Source organism: Thauera aromatica K172 (assembly GCF_003030465.1).
GTDB classification, from domain to species: Bacteria; Pseudomonadota; Gammaproteobacteria; order Burkholderiales; family Rhodocyclaceae; genus Thauera; species Thauera aromatica.
Genome location: NZ_CP028339.1, coordinates 1,792,295 through 1,809,228, shown reverse-complemented (window position 1 = coordinate 1,809,228; position 16,934 = coordinate 1,792,295). Strand labels below are relative to the sequence as shown.

Annotated in this window: 18 protein-coding genes; 8 read left to right on the top strand and 10 right to left on the bottom strand. The window is 64.2% G+C overall.

Annotated features, from left to right (window positions below):
* Positions 1-57: 57 nt before the first annotated feature.
* The gene (gene ppsA / locus Tharo_RS08625) at positions 58-2,424 is read right to left on the bottom strand and encodes a phosphoenolpyruvate synthase (RefSeq protein ID WP_107220842.1); all 2,367 of its coding nucleotides are present in this window, start codon (positions 2,422-2,424) and stop codon (positions 58-60) included.
* A 128-nt stretch (positions 2,425-2,552) separates the two neighbouring features.
* Here ppsA and ppsR point away from each other — a divergent pair, with 128 nt between their 5' ends.
* The 3 genes from ppsR to msrB all read left to right on the top strand — a co-directional run bounded on the left by ppsR (position 2,553) and on the right by msrB (position 5,126).
* Complete coding sequence (gene ppsR, locus Tharo_RS08620; RefSeq protein WP_107220841.1) at positions 2,553-3,386, top strand: posphoenolpyruvate synthetase regulatory kinase/phosphorylase PpsR; 834 nt, start codon at positions 2,553-2,555, stop codon at positions 3,384-3,386.
* A gap of 156 nt (positions 3,387-3,542) precedes the next feature.
* Positions 3,543-4,712: a DUF2863 family protein gene (locus Tharo_RS08615; RefSeq protein WP_107220840.1), complete on the top strand. Its 1,170-nt coding sequence runs from the start codon at positions 3,543-3,545 to the stop codon at positions 4,710-4,712.
* A gap of 3 nt (positions 4,713-4,715) precedes the next feature.
* On the top strand, positions 4,716-5,126 hold the full coding sequence (msrB, locus tag Tharo_RS08610) for a peptide-methionine (R)-S-oxide reductase MsrB (RefSeq protein WP_107220839.1): 411 nt from the start codon (positions 4,716-4,718) through the stop codon (positions 5,124-5,126).
* A 94-nt stretch (positions 5,127-5,220) separates the two neighbouring features.
* Here msrB and Tharo_RS08605 read toward each other — a convergent pair whose 3' ends face one another.
* The 3 genes from Tharo_RS08605 to Tharo_RS08595 all read right to left on the bottom strand — a co-directional run bounded on the left by Tharo_RS08605 (position 5,221) and on the right by Tharo_RS08595 (position 7,976).
* Complete coding sequence (locus Tharo_RS08605; RefSeq protein ID WP_107220838.1) at positions 5,221-6,402, bottom strand: acetyl-CoA C-acyltransferase family protein; 1,182 nt, start codon at positions 6,400-6,402, stop codon at positions 5,221-5,223.
* A 28-nt stretch (positions 6,403-6,430) separates the two neighbouring features.
* Positions 6,431-7,360, bottom strand: coding sequence for a CobD/CbiB family protein (locus tag Tharo_RS08600; RefSeq protein ID WP_107220837.1), 930 nt, complete (start codon positions 7,358-7,360; stop codon positions 6,431-6,433).
* 76 nt (positions 7,361-7,436) lie between these two features.
* Positions 7,437-7,976 (bottom strand): CoA pyrophosphatase, encoded by a 540-nt coding sequence (locus tag Tharo_RS08595; protein ID WP_245881058.1) that lies wholly within the window; start codon positions 7,974-7,976, stop codon positions 7,437-7,439.
* Positions 7,977-8,368: 392 nt separating this feature from the next.
* On the opposite strand from Tharo_RS08595, the gene Tharo_RS08590 reads away from it, so the two are divergent.
* The 5 genes from Tharo_RS08590 to Tharo_RS08570 all read left to right on the top strand — a co-directional run bounded on the left by Tharo_RS08590 (position 8,369) and on the right by Tharo_RS08570 (position 13,025).
* Positions 8,369-8,944, top strand: coding sequence for a GspH/FimT family pseudopilin (locus tag Tharo_RS08590; protein ID WP_159051734.1), 576 nt, complete (start codon positions 8,369-8,371; stop codon positions 8,942-8,944).
* On the top strand, positions 8,938-9,582 hold the full coding sequence (locus Tharo_RS08585; protein WP_107220834.1) for a prepilin-type N-terminal cleavage/methylation domain-containing protein: 645 nt from the start codon (positions 8,938-8,940) through the stop codon (positions 9,580-9,582). The genes Tharo_RS08590 and Tharo_RS08585 overlap by 7 nt, the downstream gene beginning before the upstream one ends.
* Positions 9,583-9,590: 8 nt before the next feature.
* Entirely contained in the window at positions 9,591-10,964 is a 1,374-nt protein-coding gene (locus Tharo_RS08580) for a pilus assembly PilX family protein (RefSeq protein ID WP_159051675.1), read from the top strand.
* 23 nt (positions 10,965-10,987) lie between these two features.
* Positions 10,988-12,547 (top strand): type IV pilus modification PilV family protein, encoded by a 1,560-nt coding sequence (locus Tharo_RS08575; protein ID WP_107220832.1) that lies wholly within the window; start codon positions 10,988-10,990, stop codon positions 12,545-12,547.
* 88 nt (positions 12,548-12,635) lie between these two features.
* Positions 12,636-13,025, top strand: coding sequence for a type IV pilin protein (locus Tharo_RS08570; RefSeq protein ID WP_107220831.1), 390 nt, complete (start codon positions 12,636-12,638; stop codon positions 13,023-13,025).
* Positions 13,026-13,092: 67 nt separating this feature from the next.
* Here Tharo_RS08570 and Tharo_RS08565 read toward each other — a convergent pair whose 3' ends face one another.
* The 6 genes from Tharo_RS08565 to argF form a co-directional block, all read right to left on the bottom strand.
* Entirely contained in the window at positions 13,093-13,359 is a 267-nt protein-coding gene (locus Tharo_RS08565; protein WP_107220830.1) for a hypothetical protein, read from the bottom strand.
* 181 nt (positions 13,360-13,540) lie between these two features.
* Positions 13,541-14,026, bottom strand: a complete 486-nt coding sequence (locus Tharo_RS08560) for a YajQ family cyclic di-GMP-binding protein (protein WP_107220829.1) — start codon at positions 14,024-14,026, stop codon at positions 13,541-13,543.
* Between the two features lie 22 nt (positions 14,027-14,048).
* A complete protein-coding gene (gene ppnP / locus Tharo_RS08555) occupies positions 14,049-14,384 on the bottom strand; it encodes a pyrimidine/purine nucleoside phosphorylase (protein ID WP_107220828.1) in 336 nt (111 codons plus the stop codon).
* Between the two features lie 15 nt (positions 14,385-14,399).
* On the bottom strand, positions 14,400-14,630 hold the full coding sequence (locus tag Tharo_RS08550; RefSeq protein ID WP_107220827.1) for a DUF2788 domain-containing protein: 231 nt from the start codon (positions 14,628-14,630) through the stop codon (positions 14,400-14,402).
* A 71-nt stretch (positions 14,631-14,701) separates the two neighbouring features.
* Positions 14,702-15,931, bottom strand: a complete 1,230-nt coding sequence (locus tag Tharo_RS08545; protein WP_107220826.1) for an argininosuccinate synthase — start codon at positions 15,929-15,931, stop codon at positions 14,702-14,704.
* A 71-nt stretch (positions 15,932-16,002) separates the two neighbouring features.
* Complete coding sequence (argF, locus tag Tharo_RS08540; protein ID WP_107220825.1) at positions 16,003-16,926, bottom strand: ornithine carbamoyltransferase; 924 nt, start codon at positions 16,924-16,926, stop codon at positions 16,003-16,005.
* Between the last annotated feature and the right edge of the window lie 8 nt (positions 16,927-16,934).

The following is a 16,934-nucleotide window of genomic DNA, read 5'->3' as shown; positions in this document are numbered from 1 at the left end:
GAAAAAACCGCCCCGAAGGGCGGTTCAGCGACCTCATGTGCAGCGCTGCGGCCGGCCTTACTGCTGGCGGTGCGCGGCGAGCTTGAGCCAGGTGTCGACGACTGTGTCGGGGTTCAGCGAAATGGTCTGGATGCCTTCGTCCATCAGCCATTCGGCGAAATCCGCATGGTCCGACGGGCCCTGGCCGCAGATGCCGACATACTTGCCGAGACGGTTTGCCGCCTTGATCGACATCGACAGCAGCTGCTTCACCGCCGGGTCGCGCTCGTCGAAGGCGTGCGCCACCAGGCCGGAGTCGCGGTCCAGCCCCAGGGTGAGCTGGGTGAGGTCGTTGGAGCCGATCGAGAAGCCGTCGAAGTGCTGCAGGAACTGCTCGGCGAGGATCGCGTTGGACGGGATCTCGCACATCATGATCAGCTTGAGGTCGTTCACGCCGCGCTTGAGGCCATGCTCGGCCAGCAGTTCGACCACGCCCGCCGCCTCTTCGACGTTGCGCACGAAGGGGATCATGATCTGCACGTTGGTGAGGCCGAGCTCGTTCCTCACCTTCTTCATCGCCGCCACTTCCATTTCGAAGCAGTCACGGAAGCTGTGGGCGATGTAGCGCGAGGCGCCACGGAAGCCGAGCATCGGGTTTTCTTCTTCCGGCTCGTAGATCTCGCCGCCGAGCAGCTTGCGGTACTCGTTCGACTTGAAGTCGGACATGCGCACGATCACCGGCTTCGGGTAGAAGGCCGCGGCGATGGTGGCGACGCCCTCGACCAGCTTCTCGATGAAGAACTGCTTGGGCGTGGCGTAGCCGCGCGAGCGGCGGTTGATCTCGTCGCGCAGGCTGGCCGGCACCTGGCCGAGGTCGAGGATCGCCTTCGGGTGGATGCCGATCATGTTGTTGATGACGAACTCCAGGCGCGCCAGGCCGACGCCGCCGTTGGGAATCTGCGCGAACTCGAAGGCGAGCTCCGGATTGCCCACGTTCATCATGATCTTCACCGGAATCTCGGGCAGGTTGCCCATGTCGGTGGTGATGACCTCGAACTCGAGCTTGCCCCGGTACACGTAGCCGGTATCGCCCTCGGCGCAGGACACGGTGACCGACTCGCCTTCCTGCAGCACTTCGGTGGCGTTGCCGCAGCCGACGATCGCCGGGATGCCGAGCTCGCGGGCGATGATCGCCGCGTGGCAGGTGCGCCCGCCGCGGTTGGTGACGATCGCGCTGGCGCGCTTCATCACCGGCTCCCAGTTGGGGTCGGTCATGTCGGTGACGAGGATGTCGCCGGCCTGGACACGGTTCATCTCGGAGGCGTCGCCGACGACGCGGACCACACCGGCGCCGATCTTCTGGCCGATCGCACGGCCGTGGGTCAGCGCCTTGCCGTACTGCTTGAGGCGGTACTTCTCCATCACCAGGCCGCTGTCCTGGCTCTTCACCGTTTCCGGGCGCGCCTGCAGGATGTAGAGCTTGCCGTCATCGCCGTCCTTGCCCCACTCGATGTCCATCGGCCGGCCGTAGTGCTGCTCGATGATCACGGCGTAGCGGGCAAGTTCGAGCACATCGGCGTCGGTGAGCGAGAAGCGGTTGCGATCGGCTTCGGGCACATCCACGGTGCGCACCGACTTGCCGGCCACGGCCTTGTCGGTGAACACCATCTTGATCAGCTTCGAGCCCAGGTTGCGGCGGATGATCGCCGGCTTGGCGAGCGCCAGCGTGGGCTTGTGCACGTAGAACTCGTCCGGGTTCACCGCCCCTTGCACCACGGTCTCGCCCAGACCGTAGGAGGCGGTGATGAACACCACCTGGTCGAAACCGGATTCGGTGTCGATCGAGAACATCACCCCCGAGGCCCCGGTGTCGGAACGCACCATGCGCTGCACGCCGGCCGACAGCGCGACCTCGGCATGGGCGAAGTTCTTGTGCACGCGGTAGGCGATCGCGCGGTCGTTGTACAGCGACGCGAACACTTCCTTCATCGCGTGCAGGATGTTCTCGTAGCCGTGGATATTGAGGAAGGTCTCCTGCTGGCCGGCGAAGGAGGCATCCGGCAGGTCTTCCGCAGTCGCTGACGAGCGCACCGCGAAGCTGCCCTCGCCTTCGGCGGTGATCGCCTCGTAGGCGGCCTTGATCTCGGCTTCGAGCTTCGCCGGGAACGGCAGCTCGACAATCCACTGGCGGATCTGTGCGCCAGTTTTCGCAAGCGCATCGACGTCATCGACGTCGAGCGCGTCGAGCGCGGAGTTGATACGATCGGCAAGGCCGCCGTGGGCGAGGAACTCCCGGTAGGCCTCGGCCGTAGTCGCGAAACCACCCGGAACCCGAACGCTGGCAGGCAGCTGGCTGATCATCTCGCCCAGCGAGGCATTCTTGCCGCCGACCTGTTCGACGTCGGTCATGCGCAGTTCGTTGAAGGGGATCACGTAACGGGTCATGGGTGGCCTTCCGAAAATTTTGGATAGAAAGCAAAATGCAATTCTAACGTTTTTTTGTGCTGCGCCGCACTGCAGGGTTTGCCCCAATGCCGCAGCAAACCGGATGCCCCAGCCACAGGACAGACACCATGAGCGACATTCGCCCGCGCACCATCTTCTTCGTCTCCGACGGCACCGGCATCACCGCGGAAACCCTTGGCCACAGCCTGCTCGCCCAGTTTCCCGAGCGCAGATTCAAGCAGATCCGTGCCCCTTTCGTGGACAATCTCGACAAGGCGATCGAGTGCGCCAGTCAGATCCGCGAGGCCGCGGCCGAAGACGGCGTGCGCCCAATCGTGTTCAGCACCCTGGTCAACGAAGACAGCATTGCTGCACTGCATCAAGCCGACGCCCTGTTCCTCGACCTCTTCGAACGCTTCATCGGTCCGCTCGAAACCGAACTGGGCGAACGCTCCACCCACGCCGTCGGCCGCTTCCACGGCATCGCCGACAGCATCAACTACAAGCACCGCATCGAGGCAATCAACTTCGCCATGGCCCACGACGACGGCATCTCCAGCGACGGCGAACTGGCCGAAGCCGACGTCATCCTGGTCGGCGTGTCGCGCTCGGGCAAGACGCCCACCAGCCTGTACCTGGCGATGCAGTTCGGCGTCAAGGCGGCCAACTACCCGCTGATCCCGGAAGACTTCGAACGCAACAAGCTACCGGGAGAGCTGCACCGCTACCGCAACAAGCTCTTCGGCCTCACCATCGCCCCCGAGCGCCTGTCGCAGATCCGCCAGGAACGGCGTCCCAACAGCCGCTATGCCGCACTCGACAACTGCCGCTACGAGATCGAAGCGGCACACAAGCTGATGCGCCGCGAAAACATCCGCTGGCTGGAATCGACGGCCAAATCCATCGAGGAGATCTCGGCGACCATCCTCCAGACCATTCGCCTCGACCGCCCCGGCTTCTGACTCTCCGGGGCCCGGCCCGCTCCGGACGGGGCACAGACTCGACCCCCGTGCCCGTGCCCACCGCCCTTCGCCGGCTCAGCCCCGCCCTTCAGCTAGAATACGGGTTCACGCGGGCCGGGCTCGCCCCGCCCGCCCCGAACAGCAACAGGACATCCCATGAAAAGAACGCGCCTCAAGCGCCGGGGCGGCCTCGGCCGCATCGCCGAACAACTCGTCTGGCTCGCCAATGGTCTGGCCGACTCGGGCAGCCGGGTCGAAGACCGGTACTGGGACCTGCGACTGGCTGCCGCCCTCGACGAGGCCCTCGCGCACAGCGAGGAAAGCGCCCTCAATGCCGCACTCGACCACCTCTACGGCACCGAGTCGCGGGCCTACGACGAGCTTGCCGACCAGATCGAATCGCGGGCCGAATGCGCCGCAGGCGCTTTCGATGCGCACGAAGTCGTCCTCATCGCGGCACCGGTGCTCGCCTGGTCGCGCTATCGCATTCCCGCGACTTCGATTCCGCCCGCGGTACTCGCCAACCTGCGCGTCCATCTCCAGGCCCACGTGCTGGCAAAAGGGGCGCGGCTGTCGGTCGCCGATTTCCTCTTCAGCCCCGACCAGCTGCCGCAGGGCTATTGCGCCACGGCCGAGTTCGCCAAGGCGATCGGCGGCGCGGCGCTCGACGACCACGACTTGCATGTCGACACCGAAGGCATGCCCGAGACCGCGCAGTTCCTGTCCGACACCCGCTACCTGCTCGCCGCGGTTGCCGTCCCCCATGGCCAGGCCCTGTTCCGCTGGCAAGAAGCCGACGGCAGCCGGGATGCCGCGCGCGACCAGTGGCGGACCCAGGGCGGCGCCTGTCTGGCACCCCTGCTTCCGGGCTGCGCCACCGAACTGGTCCTGCCGGAATCCTATTTCGCCGCCAGCCGCACCGCCGACACCGATAGCCGCCCCTACTCGGTCCGCGCCTCGGTCGCGTTCCTCGCCACCACGCTGGAAACTCCGGCGGCCAACCTGCGCGCCGTGATTGCCCCGTTCTGGGAGCGGGATCTCGAGGAATACCGCATCGGCCTGAGCGTGCGCGGGCGCGAGCAGGTCGTGCATGGGGTCGTCTGGCCCCTGCTCGGTGCCGAAGACGAAACCACCGACGGCCCCGCGCAGATCGAAGCCGTACTGCGCGAATCCGGGGTCAGCGACATCGTGACGCTCGACCACCAGTTTCCGCTTGAGTACTGCGACGACTGCGGCGCCCCCCTCTACCCTTCCGCCGAAGGCGAGATCGTCCATGCGGAAATGCCCGAGGGACATTCGGAACAGATGCCGCGGCATCTGCACTAGACGATGAGGCGCAAGATCGAAAAAAGCGCCGCCGAATGGCGCGCCCAGCTCACCGACCTGCAATACCGCGTCGCCCGGGAAAAAGGCACCGAGCCCGCCTTCAGCGGCGCGTACTGGGATGTCTGGGACAAGGGAGAGTACCGCTGCGTGTGCTGCGGAGCGCCGCTGTTCCGCTCCGAGCACAAGTTCGATGCCGGCTGCGGCTGGCCCAGCTTCTGGACGGCGGCCGAGCCCGGCAACATCGACACCGCGGTCGACCGCAGCCACTTCATGGTGCGCACCGAAGTACTGTGCCAGCAGTGCGGCGCCCACCTCGGCCATGTCTTCGACGACGGCCCCCAGCCCACCGGCCTGCGCTACTGCATCAACTCGGCATCGGTCCGGCTGGAAAAGGATTCCGCCGCGGAATCCTGACCCGCGCCGCCGGCTGCCCGAAAACAGGCCGCATAAACAAAAAAACCGCGCAAGCCTTGCAGCCGCGCGGTTTTTTCGTGGGCGGAAAATGCGCTTACACGCGTTCCCACACCGTGGTGATGCCCTGGCCGCCGCCGATGCACATGGTAGCGAGGCCGTAACGGCCGTTGCTGCGGATCAGTTCGTGGAGCAGCTTGGTGATGATCACCCCGCCGGTCGCGCCGACCGGATGGCCCAGCGAAATGGCGCCGCCGTTCGGGTTGACCTTGCTCACATCCAGCTCCAGGCCACGATTCACCGCGATCGACTGGGCGGCAAACGCTTCGTTCGACTCGATCACGTCGATCTGGTCGAGCGTCAGGCCGGCGCGCTGCAGCGCGAGCTTGGTGGAGGGAATCGGCCCCTCGCCCATCACGTCATTCGGCACCCCGGCGATGGCGTAGGAAACCAGGCGCGCAATCGGCTTCTGGCCGGCCGCAGCGGCTTTGGCGGCATCGGCCAGCACCAGGAAGGCCGCGGCGTCGTTGATCCCGGAGGCGTTTCCGGCGGTGACCGAACCGTCCTTCTTGAACGCCGGCTTCATCTTGGCCAGCGCTTCCAGAGTGGTCATGCGCGGATGCTCGTCGGTGTCGAACACCACGGGACCCTTGCGGGTTTCGAACGTAATCGGAACGATCTGGCTCTTGAAACGGCCCTCGGCGATCGCCGCCGCCGCACGCTTTTGCGATTCGAGCGCGAATGCGTCCTGCTCTTCCCGCGAGATACCCCACTTGGTGCACAGATTCTCGGCGGTGATCCCCATGTGGCCGACACCGAAGGGGTCGGTCAGCACCGCAACCATCGCATCGATCGCCTTCGTGTCGCCCATGCGTGCGCCACTGCGCAGGGTCGGCATCAGATAGGCACCACGCGACATCACTTCCACGCCGCCGCCGACGGCGTAGTCGGCGTCACCCAGCATGATCGCCTGCGCGGCGCTGACGACGGCCTGCTGCGCCGAACCGCACAGGCGGTTCACCGCGAAAGCCACCGAATCCATCGCCATGCCGGCGTTGATCGTCGCCACGCGAGCGACGTACGGATAACGGGAGTCGGTCGGAATGCAGTTGCCAACGGCGGCGAAAGACACGGCCTTCGGGTCGACGCCGGCGCGGGCGAACGCTTCCTTCGCCACCACCGCGCCCAGCTCGCAGGGCTCCATGTCTTTCAGCGAGCCATTGAAGCCCCCCACCGCGGAACGAACCGCACTCAGAACAACGACTTCACGATTTGCCATAACCAGCTCCCTATCAGGAAAAAGGGCGTTACCTGCCCACCCACCCGGCAGCGCCGAGCAAGGCGAGCAGGAACAGACACACGAGTAGTGCCCGCCATACCAGGCCTACTGTGCTTTGCATGTGATCGACGTTTGCGTCGTCGCCCAGGCCCATCTCGGGCCGGTCGAGGATTGCACCGGATTCATGGACCGGCATACCGAGGCGTACCCCCAGCGCGCCGCCGCCACTGGATATCAGTATAGCCGACGACCTCTCCGGCCACAGCACCGCCTGCGAACGCCAGCAGTAGATTGCATCCTCGAAATTACCCATCACCGAGAACACCGCTGCCGTCAGGCGCACCGGCGCGGCATCGATGAAATCGAACCCACGCTGGGCGACCCCTTGCCCCGCACACTCCCCGGCAAGACGCCCCCAGGCGTCCGGCTCTTCCGCCAGGAACCGCGCCAGCCGGTACATCAGCGCACCGCTCGGGCCGGGCATGAGCACGAACCAGAATCCCACACCGAACACCATGCGATGTGCCGCCACCAGCGCCTTTTCGATCGCCAGCCGGGCGATTTCGCTGGCGCTCGCATCCGGATACTGCCCGCCGCGCCACTGTCCCAGCAGCGTGCGGGCGCGATCGATCTCGCCCAGGCGCAAGGCAACGTGAATCTCGGTGAAAAAACGGCTTTCCTGGCGAAAACCCATGGCCGAATACAGCACCACGACATTAAAGCCGAAGGCGAGCGCCGGATGCAGTTCCCACAGCAGCCAATACCCGAGCGCAGAACCCAGCGTGCCCGCAGCCATCACCGCGAGCCATATTGTCCGGGTCGTCCACGGCGGTACGTCGCTGCCATGTCCGCCAAGCACGGCCATCATCCTGCCCAGCGGAACGAGCACCCAGCGCCGTACCGGCAATGGGCGTGCCTGCTCCAGCAGCAGTGCGAGGATCAAGGTCAACAGCGTCATGTGGGGCGGGAACGGAAAACGACCAACGGGTGCATGCGGGACGATCCGGCGCGGAAGATATCACAAAGCCCGGCGCTCACCCTTCGTCCGGCAGCGGCATCACCGCCTCCCCGTGCAGGACGTGGTACAGGGACATCAGGATCCCCGCGGTCGCCCCCCAGATGTAGTAATCCTTGTACGGCATCGCATGGTAATAACGCAGGCGCCCCTCGTGGACCATGCTGTGGCGCTGGTGGTTGGCCGGGTCGAGGAAATGCGACAGAGGCACCTCGAACGCCTCGGCCACCTCGAAGGCATCGAGCTTGAGTTCGAACGGCGGATGCACCAGCCCCACCACCGGCGTGATCCGGAACCCCGTGCCGGTAAAGTAATCCGGCAGGGCACCGAGCAACTCCACATGGCGGCTGTAAAGACCGATCTCCTCCTCCGTTTCGCGCAAGGCGGTGTCCACTGGAGAAGAGTCGCTTTCTTCCACCCGCCCTCCGGGAAAGCTGATCTGGCCGGGGTGGTGATGAAGGTGGGCGGTGCGCTTGGTGAGGAGTATCGACAATTCCCTTGCATGCGCGACGACGGGAACCAGGACCGCAGCCGGCGTATGGGTGCCGGCATGCTCCAGCCCCGACCAGTCGGCATACTTGCGATCATGCCGGACATCGGACAACAGACCTTTCAAGGCATGGATGTCCACGGGGAGAAAACTCGGTGCGGGCTCAGGTGTATTTTTCATCAATGTCGAATAGGCGCGGCATCGTTCAGGCTGCCGCTCCGAAAGCCTATGCTAGCAGAGGCCCCGTCGGCCTGCATCAAGCGGTGCATGTTCGACGACACCGGCAGGGGACATCGAAAATGCGAAAATGCGAAAATGCCACCCTCCGTCGCACGGCAGCACATCAACCGATAAGCAGTGCACACGGGATCATGCGCAGATGATGCACAATATCCCGAGCGTCCGTTTCCATGTTCGGGACATCACCGCGCGGGTACCGGCAACCGACAGGAGTTTCATTCATGAACGAGGCATTCCGGCGATATTCACCCCAGCGCCTCAGAATGGCCGCGTTCTCTCTGGTCGAACTGATGGTGGCGATTGCCGTTCTGGGCATCATCGCGGCAATTGCAGCACCATCGATGATCGACATGATTGCCAAGCGGCGGGTCGTCGGCGCGCTCGAAGAGACTTTTTCGCTCCTTCACCTGGCACGCTCGGAAGCCATCAAGCAGTCACGCCAGATACGGGTGACGATCAGCGGAGGCGCTGCGGCGGGCTGGCTGGTCGGCTTGTCACAGGGCACGGCCCCCTGCACCGGCGCGGACGATTGCCAGATCATGGAAGGCGGCACCGCGGTCACCCGAATGAGCGCTCCGGCGAATTACCCGGGCGTCGCCCTCGGTGCCGGCGAGGAGAGCACGAGCTTCGTTTTCGACAGCCGCGGGCTGGCAAGCGGCCTCGGCGTCAGCGGTGCCACGCTCGACTTCACATCGGAAGGAGGGTGGACGGCGCGTATCGTGATCAACCCGATCGGCCGCATCCGCCCCTGCTCGCCGTCCGCAAGCAATAGCGCCGGAGGCTACAAGCCATGCTGAAGCCCCCTCCCTTGCACCAGCGCCGACAGCGCGGGAACAAGCGCGCGGCCACCCGTGGTTTTTCCCTGATCGAGCTGATGGTCGGCCTGCTCGTCGGCCTTCTCGTCGTCGCCGCCGTCGGCGGCGTGTATGTCTCCACCACCCGCAGCAGCGCCGACATCCTCGCCGCCAACCGACTCAACCAGGAGGTCCGCGCCCTCACCGAGCTGATGAATTTCGAAATCCGGCGGGCCGGATCCGGCATCGATGCGGGCGAGGAGTCGATCGCAATCGATGACAGCGGCAGTTGCATCGTCTATCGCTATCAGTTCGACGGCGACGAACGCAATGCCGGTTTTCGCCTCAATGCGGGCCAGATCGAATTGAAGGACGGCGGGACGCTCGAAGACTGCTCCAGCGGCACCTGGGCAGCGGTCACCGACTCGAGCATGGTCAACATCACCGCCCTCGACTTCGATGCCAGCGGATCGGCATGCTTCGATCGAACCACCAACGACGCGATAGATTGCGGCGATCTTGTTTCCGGCGTCCTCGTCCGGCGCATCACGGTCGAAATCGCAGCCCAGCTCACTGCCGACCAGAGCGTGGCGGTGCAAACCCGCGACACGATCCGCGTGCGCAACGACAGGGTGTTCTGAAACGAAACATGGAAGCCAACACGATGCCCGTTTCGAGCCTTGTTCATCGCGCACCAACGGCCCCACGTGCGCAAGAAGGGGCGATGGCCCTCCTGTTCTCGGTCGTCATCCTGCTGATCTCCACGCTCACCGTCTTCGTCGCCTCGCGCTCCACCCTCTCCGAGCAACGCCTGTCGGCCAACGAGGCGAGGTCGAGGGCCGCGTTCGAGCATGCACAAGGCGGCCTCGATTACGCCGTGGGCGAATTTGCCGGAGGCCTCGACATCACGTCCGTCAGCAGCCCGCTGGCAATGGGGGGCGAAGTTCCGGAGGGTCTGGCGGCCCGCGTCCGCGTTGCATTCTGCTCCCCCGCCGCGGCCGATTTCAGATGTGCCGACACGCCCGATGCGGTGACACCGATCCAGAACTGCCAGCCGCCCGCCGGCGAATACCTGCTCCAGCCCTTCGCCGTCGCCTGCGGCTGGAGCGACGACGATTCCGCCCGCCACATCGTCGTCCAGCGCCTCAGCGGCACCCCTGCATTCCCCTCCGGGGCGGTCAACAACCCGCTCTCGACGCCGGCTTCCGCCGGCATGGGCGGCAGCTTTACGGTCGTCAACTATTTCAACAACCTCACGTACTGGGCCGGCGGCAGCCTCGATTATGGCAACGCCACGGTGAAGAGCTTCATTCGCAATCCTGGCAGCACACCGACCAATTACAGCGATGACAGTGTCTATCCAAGCGAATCGGACATCTACAAAAGCTATCAGCTGGCCGATGCCCTCGGTGATCAATGCGCGGTCATCACCGATGAAAGCGACCGCATCTACAATAGCAAATGCAAGGCGCCGACCAACAAGAGCACCACCCATTTGCTGCAATCGACCGACAAGGGCGCCAATGCCAATACCATCGGCGCCGACGTCGTCGACAAGGACATCAACCTCGCCGCACTGTCCGAAGCGGATTTCTTCCGCCAGTTCTTCGGTCTCGACAAGGCCGATTACAAGGACAGCGTCGCCAGCGAGGTCCTGACCCCGGGCGAAGCCGCCGATAAATTCGCCGATGGGGCGCACGGAGAGGTCATCTGGGTCGACGGCGACCTTACCCTGTCCGGCAACGAACCGATCGGCTCCATCGACCGCCCGGTGGTCATCGTCGTCGATGGCGATCTTGCGCTTGGCGCCGGCATCGACTTCTACGGCGTCGTCTACACTTCGGGCAGCCTCAGCGGCAATGCAAACGGCAATATCTACGGTGCCGTCCTGGCCCATGGCGGCACCACCAATCTCAATGGCAACCCGACCATCTTTTACGACGAGGCCGTGCTCGGCAACACCATGAAAGTAGGCCGCCGCACGGTCATCCCCGGATCGTGGCGCGACTGGTCCATCGAATAAGCCGCGCCAGCGCAGGAGCCCCCATGCTGATCCATCGCCATCTACGCGGCATCGCACTGCTCGAGGGACTGATCTCGGTGGTGGTCCTCTCGGTGGGCATCCTTGCCCTCGGCAAACTCGACGCCCACATGATGGACGCCGCTGGCCTGACCAAAGCCAGGGCCGAAGCCGCCCAGCTGGCACAGGCCGAAATCGAAGCGCTGCGCACCCAGGTGATGAAGAGCAGCTTCGATGGGATCGGCGATCAGACAACGGCCAATGTGGCGGGCAAGAACGCGCTGTTTACCGTGCTGCGGACGGTGACGGACCTGAGCACCACCTTGAAGAGCATCGACGTCACGGTCAGCTGGGTTTCACCCGCGGACGGCGGCACCGACAGCGTCACCGTCCGTACCCTGCTCAACTGGTCGGACCCCGCGCTTCTGATCCACCTCGAGGAAGGCGTTCCCGGTTATGACAATGCCTTGCGCCCGCCGATCGGCCTCGCCCGACGGCCAGCCGTCCCGATCCAGCGCGAAGCGGGCGACCCCGGCGTCTACAACGATGGCGACAAACGCGAGCTCCGGGACGCCGAAGGCAACGTCCTGCTCATTCTCGACCCGATCGCCGAAGACAACCCGCGCGAATTCGCCACCATCAGCGGGCGGGTGTACTTCGACTTCGCCCGGCTGAACAACACGTTCAGCGCCGCCAACGTTTTCGTCGCCAGCACGGCAGAAGGGCATTGCTTCCCCAGCACCAGCGCCAGCATCTCGCTGACAACCGTTTCATCCAGCCTGAAATATTACGATTACATCTGCTACGTCGGCGAAGGCTGGTATGCCAACATCGCCATCCAGAATCTCGACAACAACGAAGTGAACGTGTGCGTCGGCGACCCCACCTTCACCACCAGCCCGAGCATGAACTACTGGACGACCCTGCCGATGGCCCAGCCCTCGTCACGCCGGGTGTACCGCGGCTACAAGAGCCTGGCGAGCTCGCCGACCGGTTATTTCATCACCGGCATCGCCAACGGCGGTACCTATCCCGAAGACGGGATGCCGAAGCCGTCGCACTTCAGCAGCTACAGCACGTCGTCGACAACGCAGAACTACTTCAACCACCACTTCCTGATCACCGACCTCAAAGGCCAGGACAGCTGCCAAAGCGTGATGGGCGAATTCAGCACCCACTTCCGCAAGAACGCCGGCGCGGCCCTGTGCCTGTCGCCCGACGACAGCCCCGCAGACGACAAGTGCCCCAAAATATGGCCGGGCTGGCCCGCCTTCATCGGCGCCGGTGCCGGCGATTTCGGCAGCACCGACGGCGACGAGGATGGCGGCTCCGATGAGTCGACCGGTACCTGTAGCGGAACGGTCAGTGGCAGCACCGAGAGCTCGGGCGCGAAGGTCAGTGCGACAAGTTCGGTTGAAACCGTCGAGTGCGCGACCAGCGGCGGAAATATCAAGAACTACACTTGCGGAATCACTGCTGTACAGGGCTCGGTGCTCACCATCAGCCAAACTTCAGGCAATACCACCACCACAAAAACCCTCGAATCATTCGCCTGCAACGCCATCAACGAACTCAACTTCCCCTGAAACCGCTGGCGGATCGGAGCGCTGACTCGACGGCCCTGCGGTCACCGTTTGAGCCTGCTCCGATCTGCCCCAGCCCGCCGAGCCTGCGATGAATGCCCGTCTGAAACAAGCCGCCTTTACCCTCATCGAGTTGATGGTGGTGGTCGCCATCATCGGCATCCTGTCCGCGATCGCCTACCCGAGCTACATCGAATATGTCCAACGCGCGCGCCGTGCCGACGGCCAGGACGCCATCCTGCGCGTCCAGTTGGCGCAGGAGAAATGGCGTGCGAACAACGCAAGTTATGGAAGCCTGGACGATCTCGACATTCCGGCAGGATCGTCAGAGGGATATTTCACCCTTGCGCTCAGCGACCCCAGCGCAACCGGCTATACGCTGACGGCAACCAGCACCGAGCAACTGGCCGGCGCCTGCCACACCCTGACCCTGACGATCTCGACCACGGGGGAAACACGTTCGCCAGCAGGATGCTGGTGAAGGTCAGGGCGCACCGTGGCGATCGATCTGCGCACAGAGTGGATTCGACAGAGTCCGCACGCGCGCCCTAACGTTCGTTCCAGACTCGGTCATCAACCGGTTCGAACTCGGGGTACGCGATGTCGTGCTCCAGCAGCAGACGGACGATCGTCTTCGCGTGCTCCGGCGGGAAGCCCTGACGCTGGCCGTCGCGGGTATCCATGATCAGGCCGGAAAGATACTTGCGCCCATCGCGGGTTCCCCACATTGCGCTGATGCGCGGCGCGAGGTGGGGGAAACGCTCGAACAGCGCCGTCGTATCGACCTTCGGACCGGAGCGGGGTGTGCTTTGCATGGTGTGGGGTGAGCCAAGGGTGGAAAAACGCGACCATTCTCAGCCCTCCCCTACGGAACGGTGAGCGAATACTTCACGATTCCGGATCGAAAACAGGAGAAGCCCACCTTCGCGCAATACATGAGGACAGCCGAACTGGTCTTCCGAGCGACCTCCCGCTCCCGGCAGGCCGAGGGGGCCTTCAGTCCCTGAAGTTGCCGTACTGCAGCGGAAAATCGGTGATCTGCTTCTTCACCAGCGCGATCGCATCCTGCAGTACGTCGCGCTTGGCGCCGGAGACCCGTACCGCGTCGCCCTGGATCGCAGCCTGGACCTTGAGCTTGCTGTCCTTGATGTGCTTGACGATCTTCTTCGCCAGATCCTGATCGACGCCGACCCGCACCTTGACTTCCTGCTTGACCTTGTTGCCGGAAATCTTCTGCACGTCGCCGTAGTCGAGGCAACGCATGTCGACGTTTTTCTTGGTCATCTCGGGCAGCAGGATGGTCTTGATCTGGTCGAGCTGGAAGTCGCTGTCGCCGTAGAGGGTGAGCAGCTTGTCGGCATGCTCGATCCTGGCGCTGGTACCCTTGAAGTCGTGGCGGCCTTCGACCTTGCGGTTGGCCTGCTCGACGGCGTTGCGCAGCGAAGGCTGATCGACCTCGGACATGATGTCGAAAGACGGCATGATTTCCTCCCCCTCCCCGCGTTCAGCCGAAGTGACAGATGTAGTGATAAGGCTCGCCTGCAACCTCGATGTCGAAGCTGGAGTTTCCCGGCACGCTGAAGGATTCACCGGCGCCGTAGGTCTTCCATTCGCCGGGCTTGCCATCGGTGCCCTTCAGGCGCACGCGGCACTGGCCGGCGACGCCTTCCATGATTTCGGGCGCGCCGGTATTGAAGGTGAGCGCAGCCGGCAGGATGACGCCGACCGACTTCTTGGTGCCATCGGCGAACTGGATGCCGTGGCTGACGCACTTGCCGTCGAAGTAGACATTGGCCTGGGTGGTGACGGCGACGCCGTCGATCTTTGCGGTGATGCTCATGGCGAAAGCGGACTCCTATTCGATGCCGAGGATTTTCTGGATGAGACCCTTCGAGATGAAGCCGAGAAAGCCCAGGCCGAGGACGACGAACAGCCAGATCGTGCCGTAGCGGCCGGCCTTCGATTCCTTGGCGAGATTGCCGATGATGAATAGCATGTAGAGGACCAGGGCCGCGAGGCAGACCTTCAGCGAGATCGACTCGAACTCGGCGAGAGTCAGGCCGAAGAGGAGGATGTCATCGTCCATCGGAAGGCAGTACTCGAAGGATGCGGCCGGCGCCCCGCGCAACGGAGCGCGGGGCGCCGGCCGGAGGCGGATCAGCCGCGCTTCGCCCTGGCGTTGGCGGCGATGCGCATGCGCAGCGCGTTGAGGCGGATGAAGCCGTGGGCGTCCTTCTGGTTGTAGGCGCCGGCATCGTCCTCGAAGGTGGCGATGGTCGGGTCGAACAGCGAGTCGGTCTTCGAGTCGCGCCCGGTGACGATGACGTTGCCTTTGTAGAGCTTGAGCCGCACCCAGCCGTTGACGGTCTGCTGGGTGTGATCGATCAGCGCCTGGATCGCCTGGCGCTCTGGACTCCACCAGTAGCCGTTGTAGATCATGCTGGCGTAGCGCGCCATGAGGTCGTCCTTGAGGTGGGCGACTTCGCGGTCGAGCGTGACCGATTCGATGGCGCGGTGGGCGCGCAGCAGGATGGTGCCGCCCGGGGTTTCGTAGCAGCCGCGGCTCTTCATGCCGACATAGCGGTTCTCGACCAGATCGAGGCGGCCGATGCCGTGCTTGCCGCCGAGCTCATTGAGCTTGGCGAGCAGCTCGTGCGGCTTCATGCGGGTGCCGTCGATGGCGACGAGGTCGCCCTGCTCGAACTCGAGGTCGATGTACTCGGCGGCGTCCGGGGCCGCCTCCGGCGACACGGTCCACCGCCACATCGACTCTTCGGCTTCGGCGGCGGGGTTCTCGAGGTGGCGCCCTTCGAAGGAGATATGCAGCAGATTGGCATCCATCGAGTAGGGCGAGCCGCCCTGCTTGTGCTTCATCTCGATCGGGATGCCGTGCTTCTCGGCGTAGGCGAGCAGCTTCTCGCGCGACAGCAGATCCCACTCGCGCCACGGCGCAATCACCTTCACGCCCGGCATCAGCGCGTAGTAGCCAAGCTCGAAGCGGACCTGGTCGTTACCCTTTCCGGTGGCGCCGTGCGACACCGCGTCGGCGCCGGTGGCACGTGCGATCTCGATCTGGCGCTTGGCGATCAGCGGGCGCGCGATCGAGGTGCCGAGCAGGTATTCGCCTTCGTAGACGGTATTGGCGCGGAACATCGGGAAGACGAAGTCGCGCACGAATTCTTCGCGCAGATCGTCGATGAAGATGTTCTCGGGCTTGATCCCGAACTTGAGCGCCTTGGTGCGCGCAGGTTCGAGTTCCTCACCCTGGCCGAGGTCGGCGGTGAAGGTCACCACTTCGCAGCGGTAGGTGTCCTGCAGCCACTTCAGGATGACCGAAGTGTCCAGCCCGCCCGAGTAGGCGAGCACAACCTTGTTGACGTCGCTCATGCTGTTTTCCTGTTTCCTGCTGTGTTGCCGGCGCGCACGCCCGTGCACGCCGTGATTGTTTCGCGGCCCGGTCAGTTCTCGATGCGGCCGAGCATCAGGTATTCCATCAGCGCCTTTTGCGCGTGCAGGCGATTTTCCGCCTCGTCCCAGACCACCGACTGCGGGCCGTCCATGACCTCGGCGGTGACTTCCTCGCCGCGGTGCGCCGGCAGGCAGTGCATGAACAGCGCATCCTTGTGCGCGACCGCCATCATCTCGGCATCGACGCACCAGTCGGCGAAAGCTTTCACGCGCTCTTCGTTCTCGGCCTCGAAGCCCATCGAAGTCCACACGTCGGTGGTGACCAGGTCGGCGCCCTTGCATGCCTCGAGCGGATCGGCGAACTGCTCGAAGTTGGCCGTGCCGTACAGGCCGGCGCGTTCGGGCTCGACTTCGTAACCCGGCGGCGTCGACACATGGACGTTGAAGTCGAGCACTTCGGCGGCCTGCAGCCAGGTGTTGCACATGTTGTTGCTGTCGCCGACCCAGGCCACGGTCTTGCCCTGAATCGAGCCGCGGTGCTCGATGTAGGTGAAGATGTCGGCGAGGATCTGGCAGGGATGGTATTCGTTGGTCAGACCGTTGATCACCGGCACGCGCGAGTTGGCGGCGAAGCGTTCGACGATGTCCTGCTCGAAGGTGCGGATCATCACCAGGTCGCTCATCCGCGAAATCACCTGGCCGGCATCTTCCACCGGTTCGCCGCGGCCCAGCTGCGAGTCGCGGGTGTTGAGGTAGATCGCCGTGCCGCCGAGCTGGTGCATGCCGGCTTCGAACGACAGCCGCGTCCGCGTGCTGGCCTTCTCGAAGATCATCACCAGGGTGCGGTCGAACAGCGGATGGTAGGGCTCGTAGCGCTTGAACTTGTCCTTGATCCACTTCGCGCGCGCGAACAGGTGGTCGTACTCGTCGCGGGAGAAATCCTTGAACTGCAGATAATGCTTGATCTGGCTCATGCCGCCTC

Coding starts and splice junctions, on each gene's coding strand:
- argF (WP_107220825.1), bottom strand. CDS start 16,926: ATGAGCCAGATCAAGCATTATCTGCAGTTCAAGGATTTCTCCCGCGAC.
- ppnP (WP_107220828.1), bottom strand. CDS start 14,384: ATGAGCATCACCGCAAAGATCGACGGCGTCGCCGTCACCACCCAGGCC.
- Tharo_RS08565 (WP_107220830.1), bottom strand. CDS start 13,359: ATGCAAAGCACACCCCGCTCCGGTCCGAAGGTCGATACGACGGCGCTG.
- Tharo_RS08560 (WP_107220829.1), bottom strand. CDS start 14,026: ATGCCGTCTTTCGACATCATGTCCGAGGTCGATCAGCCTTCGCTGCGC.
- Tharo_RS08575 (WP_107220832.1), top strand. CDS start 10,988: ATGCTGATCCATCGCCATCTACGCGGCATCGCACTGCTCGAGGGACTG.
- Tharo_RS08600 (WP_107220837.1), bottom strand. CDS start 7,360: ATGACGCTGTTGACCTTGATCCTCGCACTGCTGCTGGAGCAGGCACGC.
- Tharo_RS08545 (WP_107220826.1), bottom strand. CDS start 15,931: ATGAGCGACGTCAACAAGGTTGTGCTCGCCTACTCGGGCGGGCTGGAC.
- msrB (WP_107220839.1), top strand. CDS start 4,716: ATGAGGCGCAAGATCGAAAAAAGCGCCGCCGAATGGCGCGCCCAGCTC.
- Tharo_RS08615 (WP_107220840.1), top strand. CDS start 3,543: ATGAAAAGAACGCGCCTCAAGCGCCGGGGCGGCCTCGGCCGCATCGCC.
- Tharo_RS08590 (WP_159051734.1), top strand. CDS start 8,369: ATGAACGAGGCATTCCGGCGATATTCACCCCAGCGCCTCAGAATGGCC.
- Tharo_RS08580 (WP_159051675.1), top strand. CDS start 9,591: ATGGAAGCCAACACGATGCCCGTTTCGAGCCTTGTTCATCGCGCACCA.
- ppsR (WP_107220841.1), top strand. CDS start 2,553: ATGAGCGACATTCGCCCGCGCACCATCTTCTTCGTCTCCGACGGCACC.
- Tharo_RS08585 (WP_107220834.1), top strand. CDS start 8,938: ATGCTGAAGCCCCCTCCCTTGCACCAGCGCCGACAGCGCGGGAACAAG.
- Tharo_RS08550 (WP_107220827.1), bottom strand. CDS start 14,630: ATGGACGATGACATCCTCCTCTTCGGCCTGACTCTCGCCGAGTTCGAG.
- Tharo_RS08570 (WP_107220831.1), top strand. CDS start 12,636: ATGAATGCCCGTCTGAAACAAGCCGCCTTTACCCTCATCGAGTTGATG.
- ppsA (WP_107220842.1), bottom strand. CDS start 2,424: ATGACCCGTTACGTGATCCCCTTCAACGAACTGCGCATGACCGACGTC.
- Tharo_RS08605 (WP_107220838.1), bottom strand. CDS start 6,402: ATGGCAAATCGTGAAGTCGTTGTTCTGAGTGCGGTTCGTTCCGCGGTG.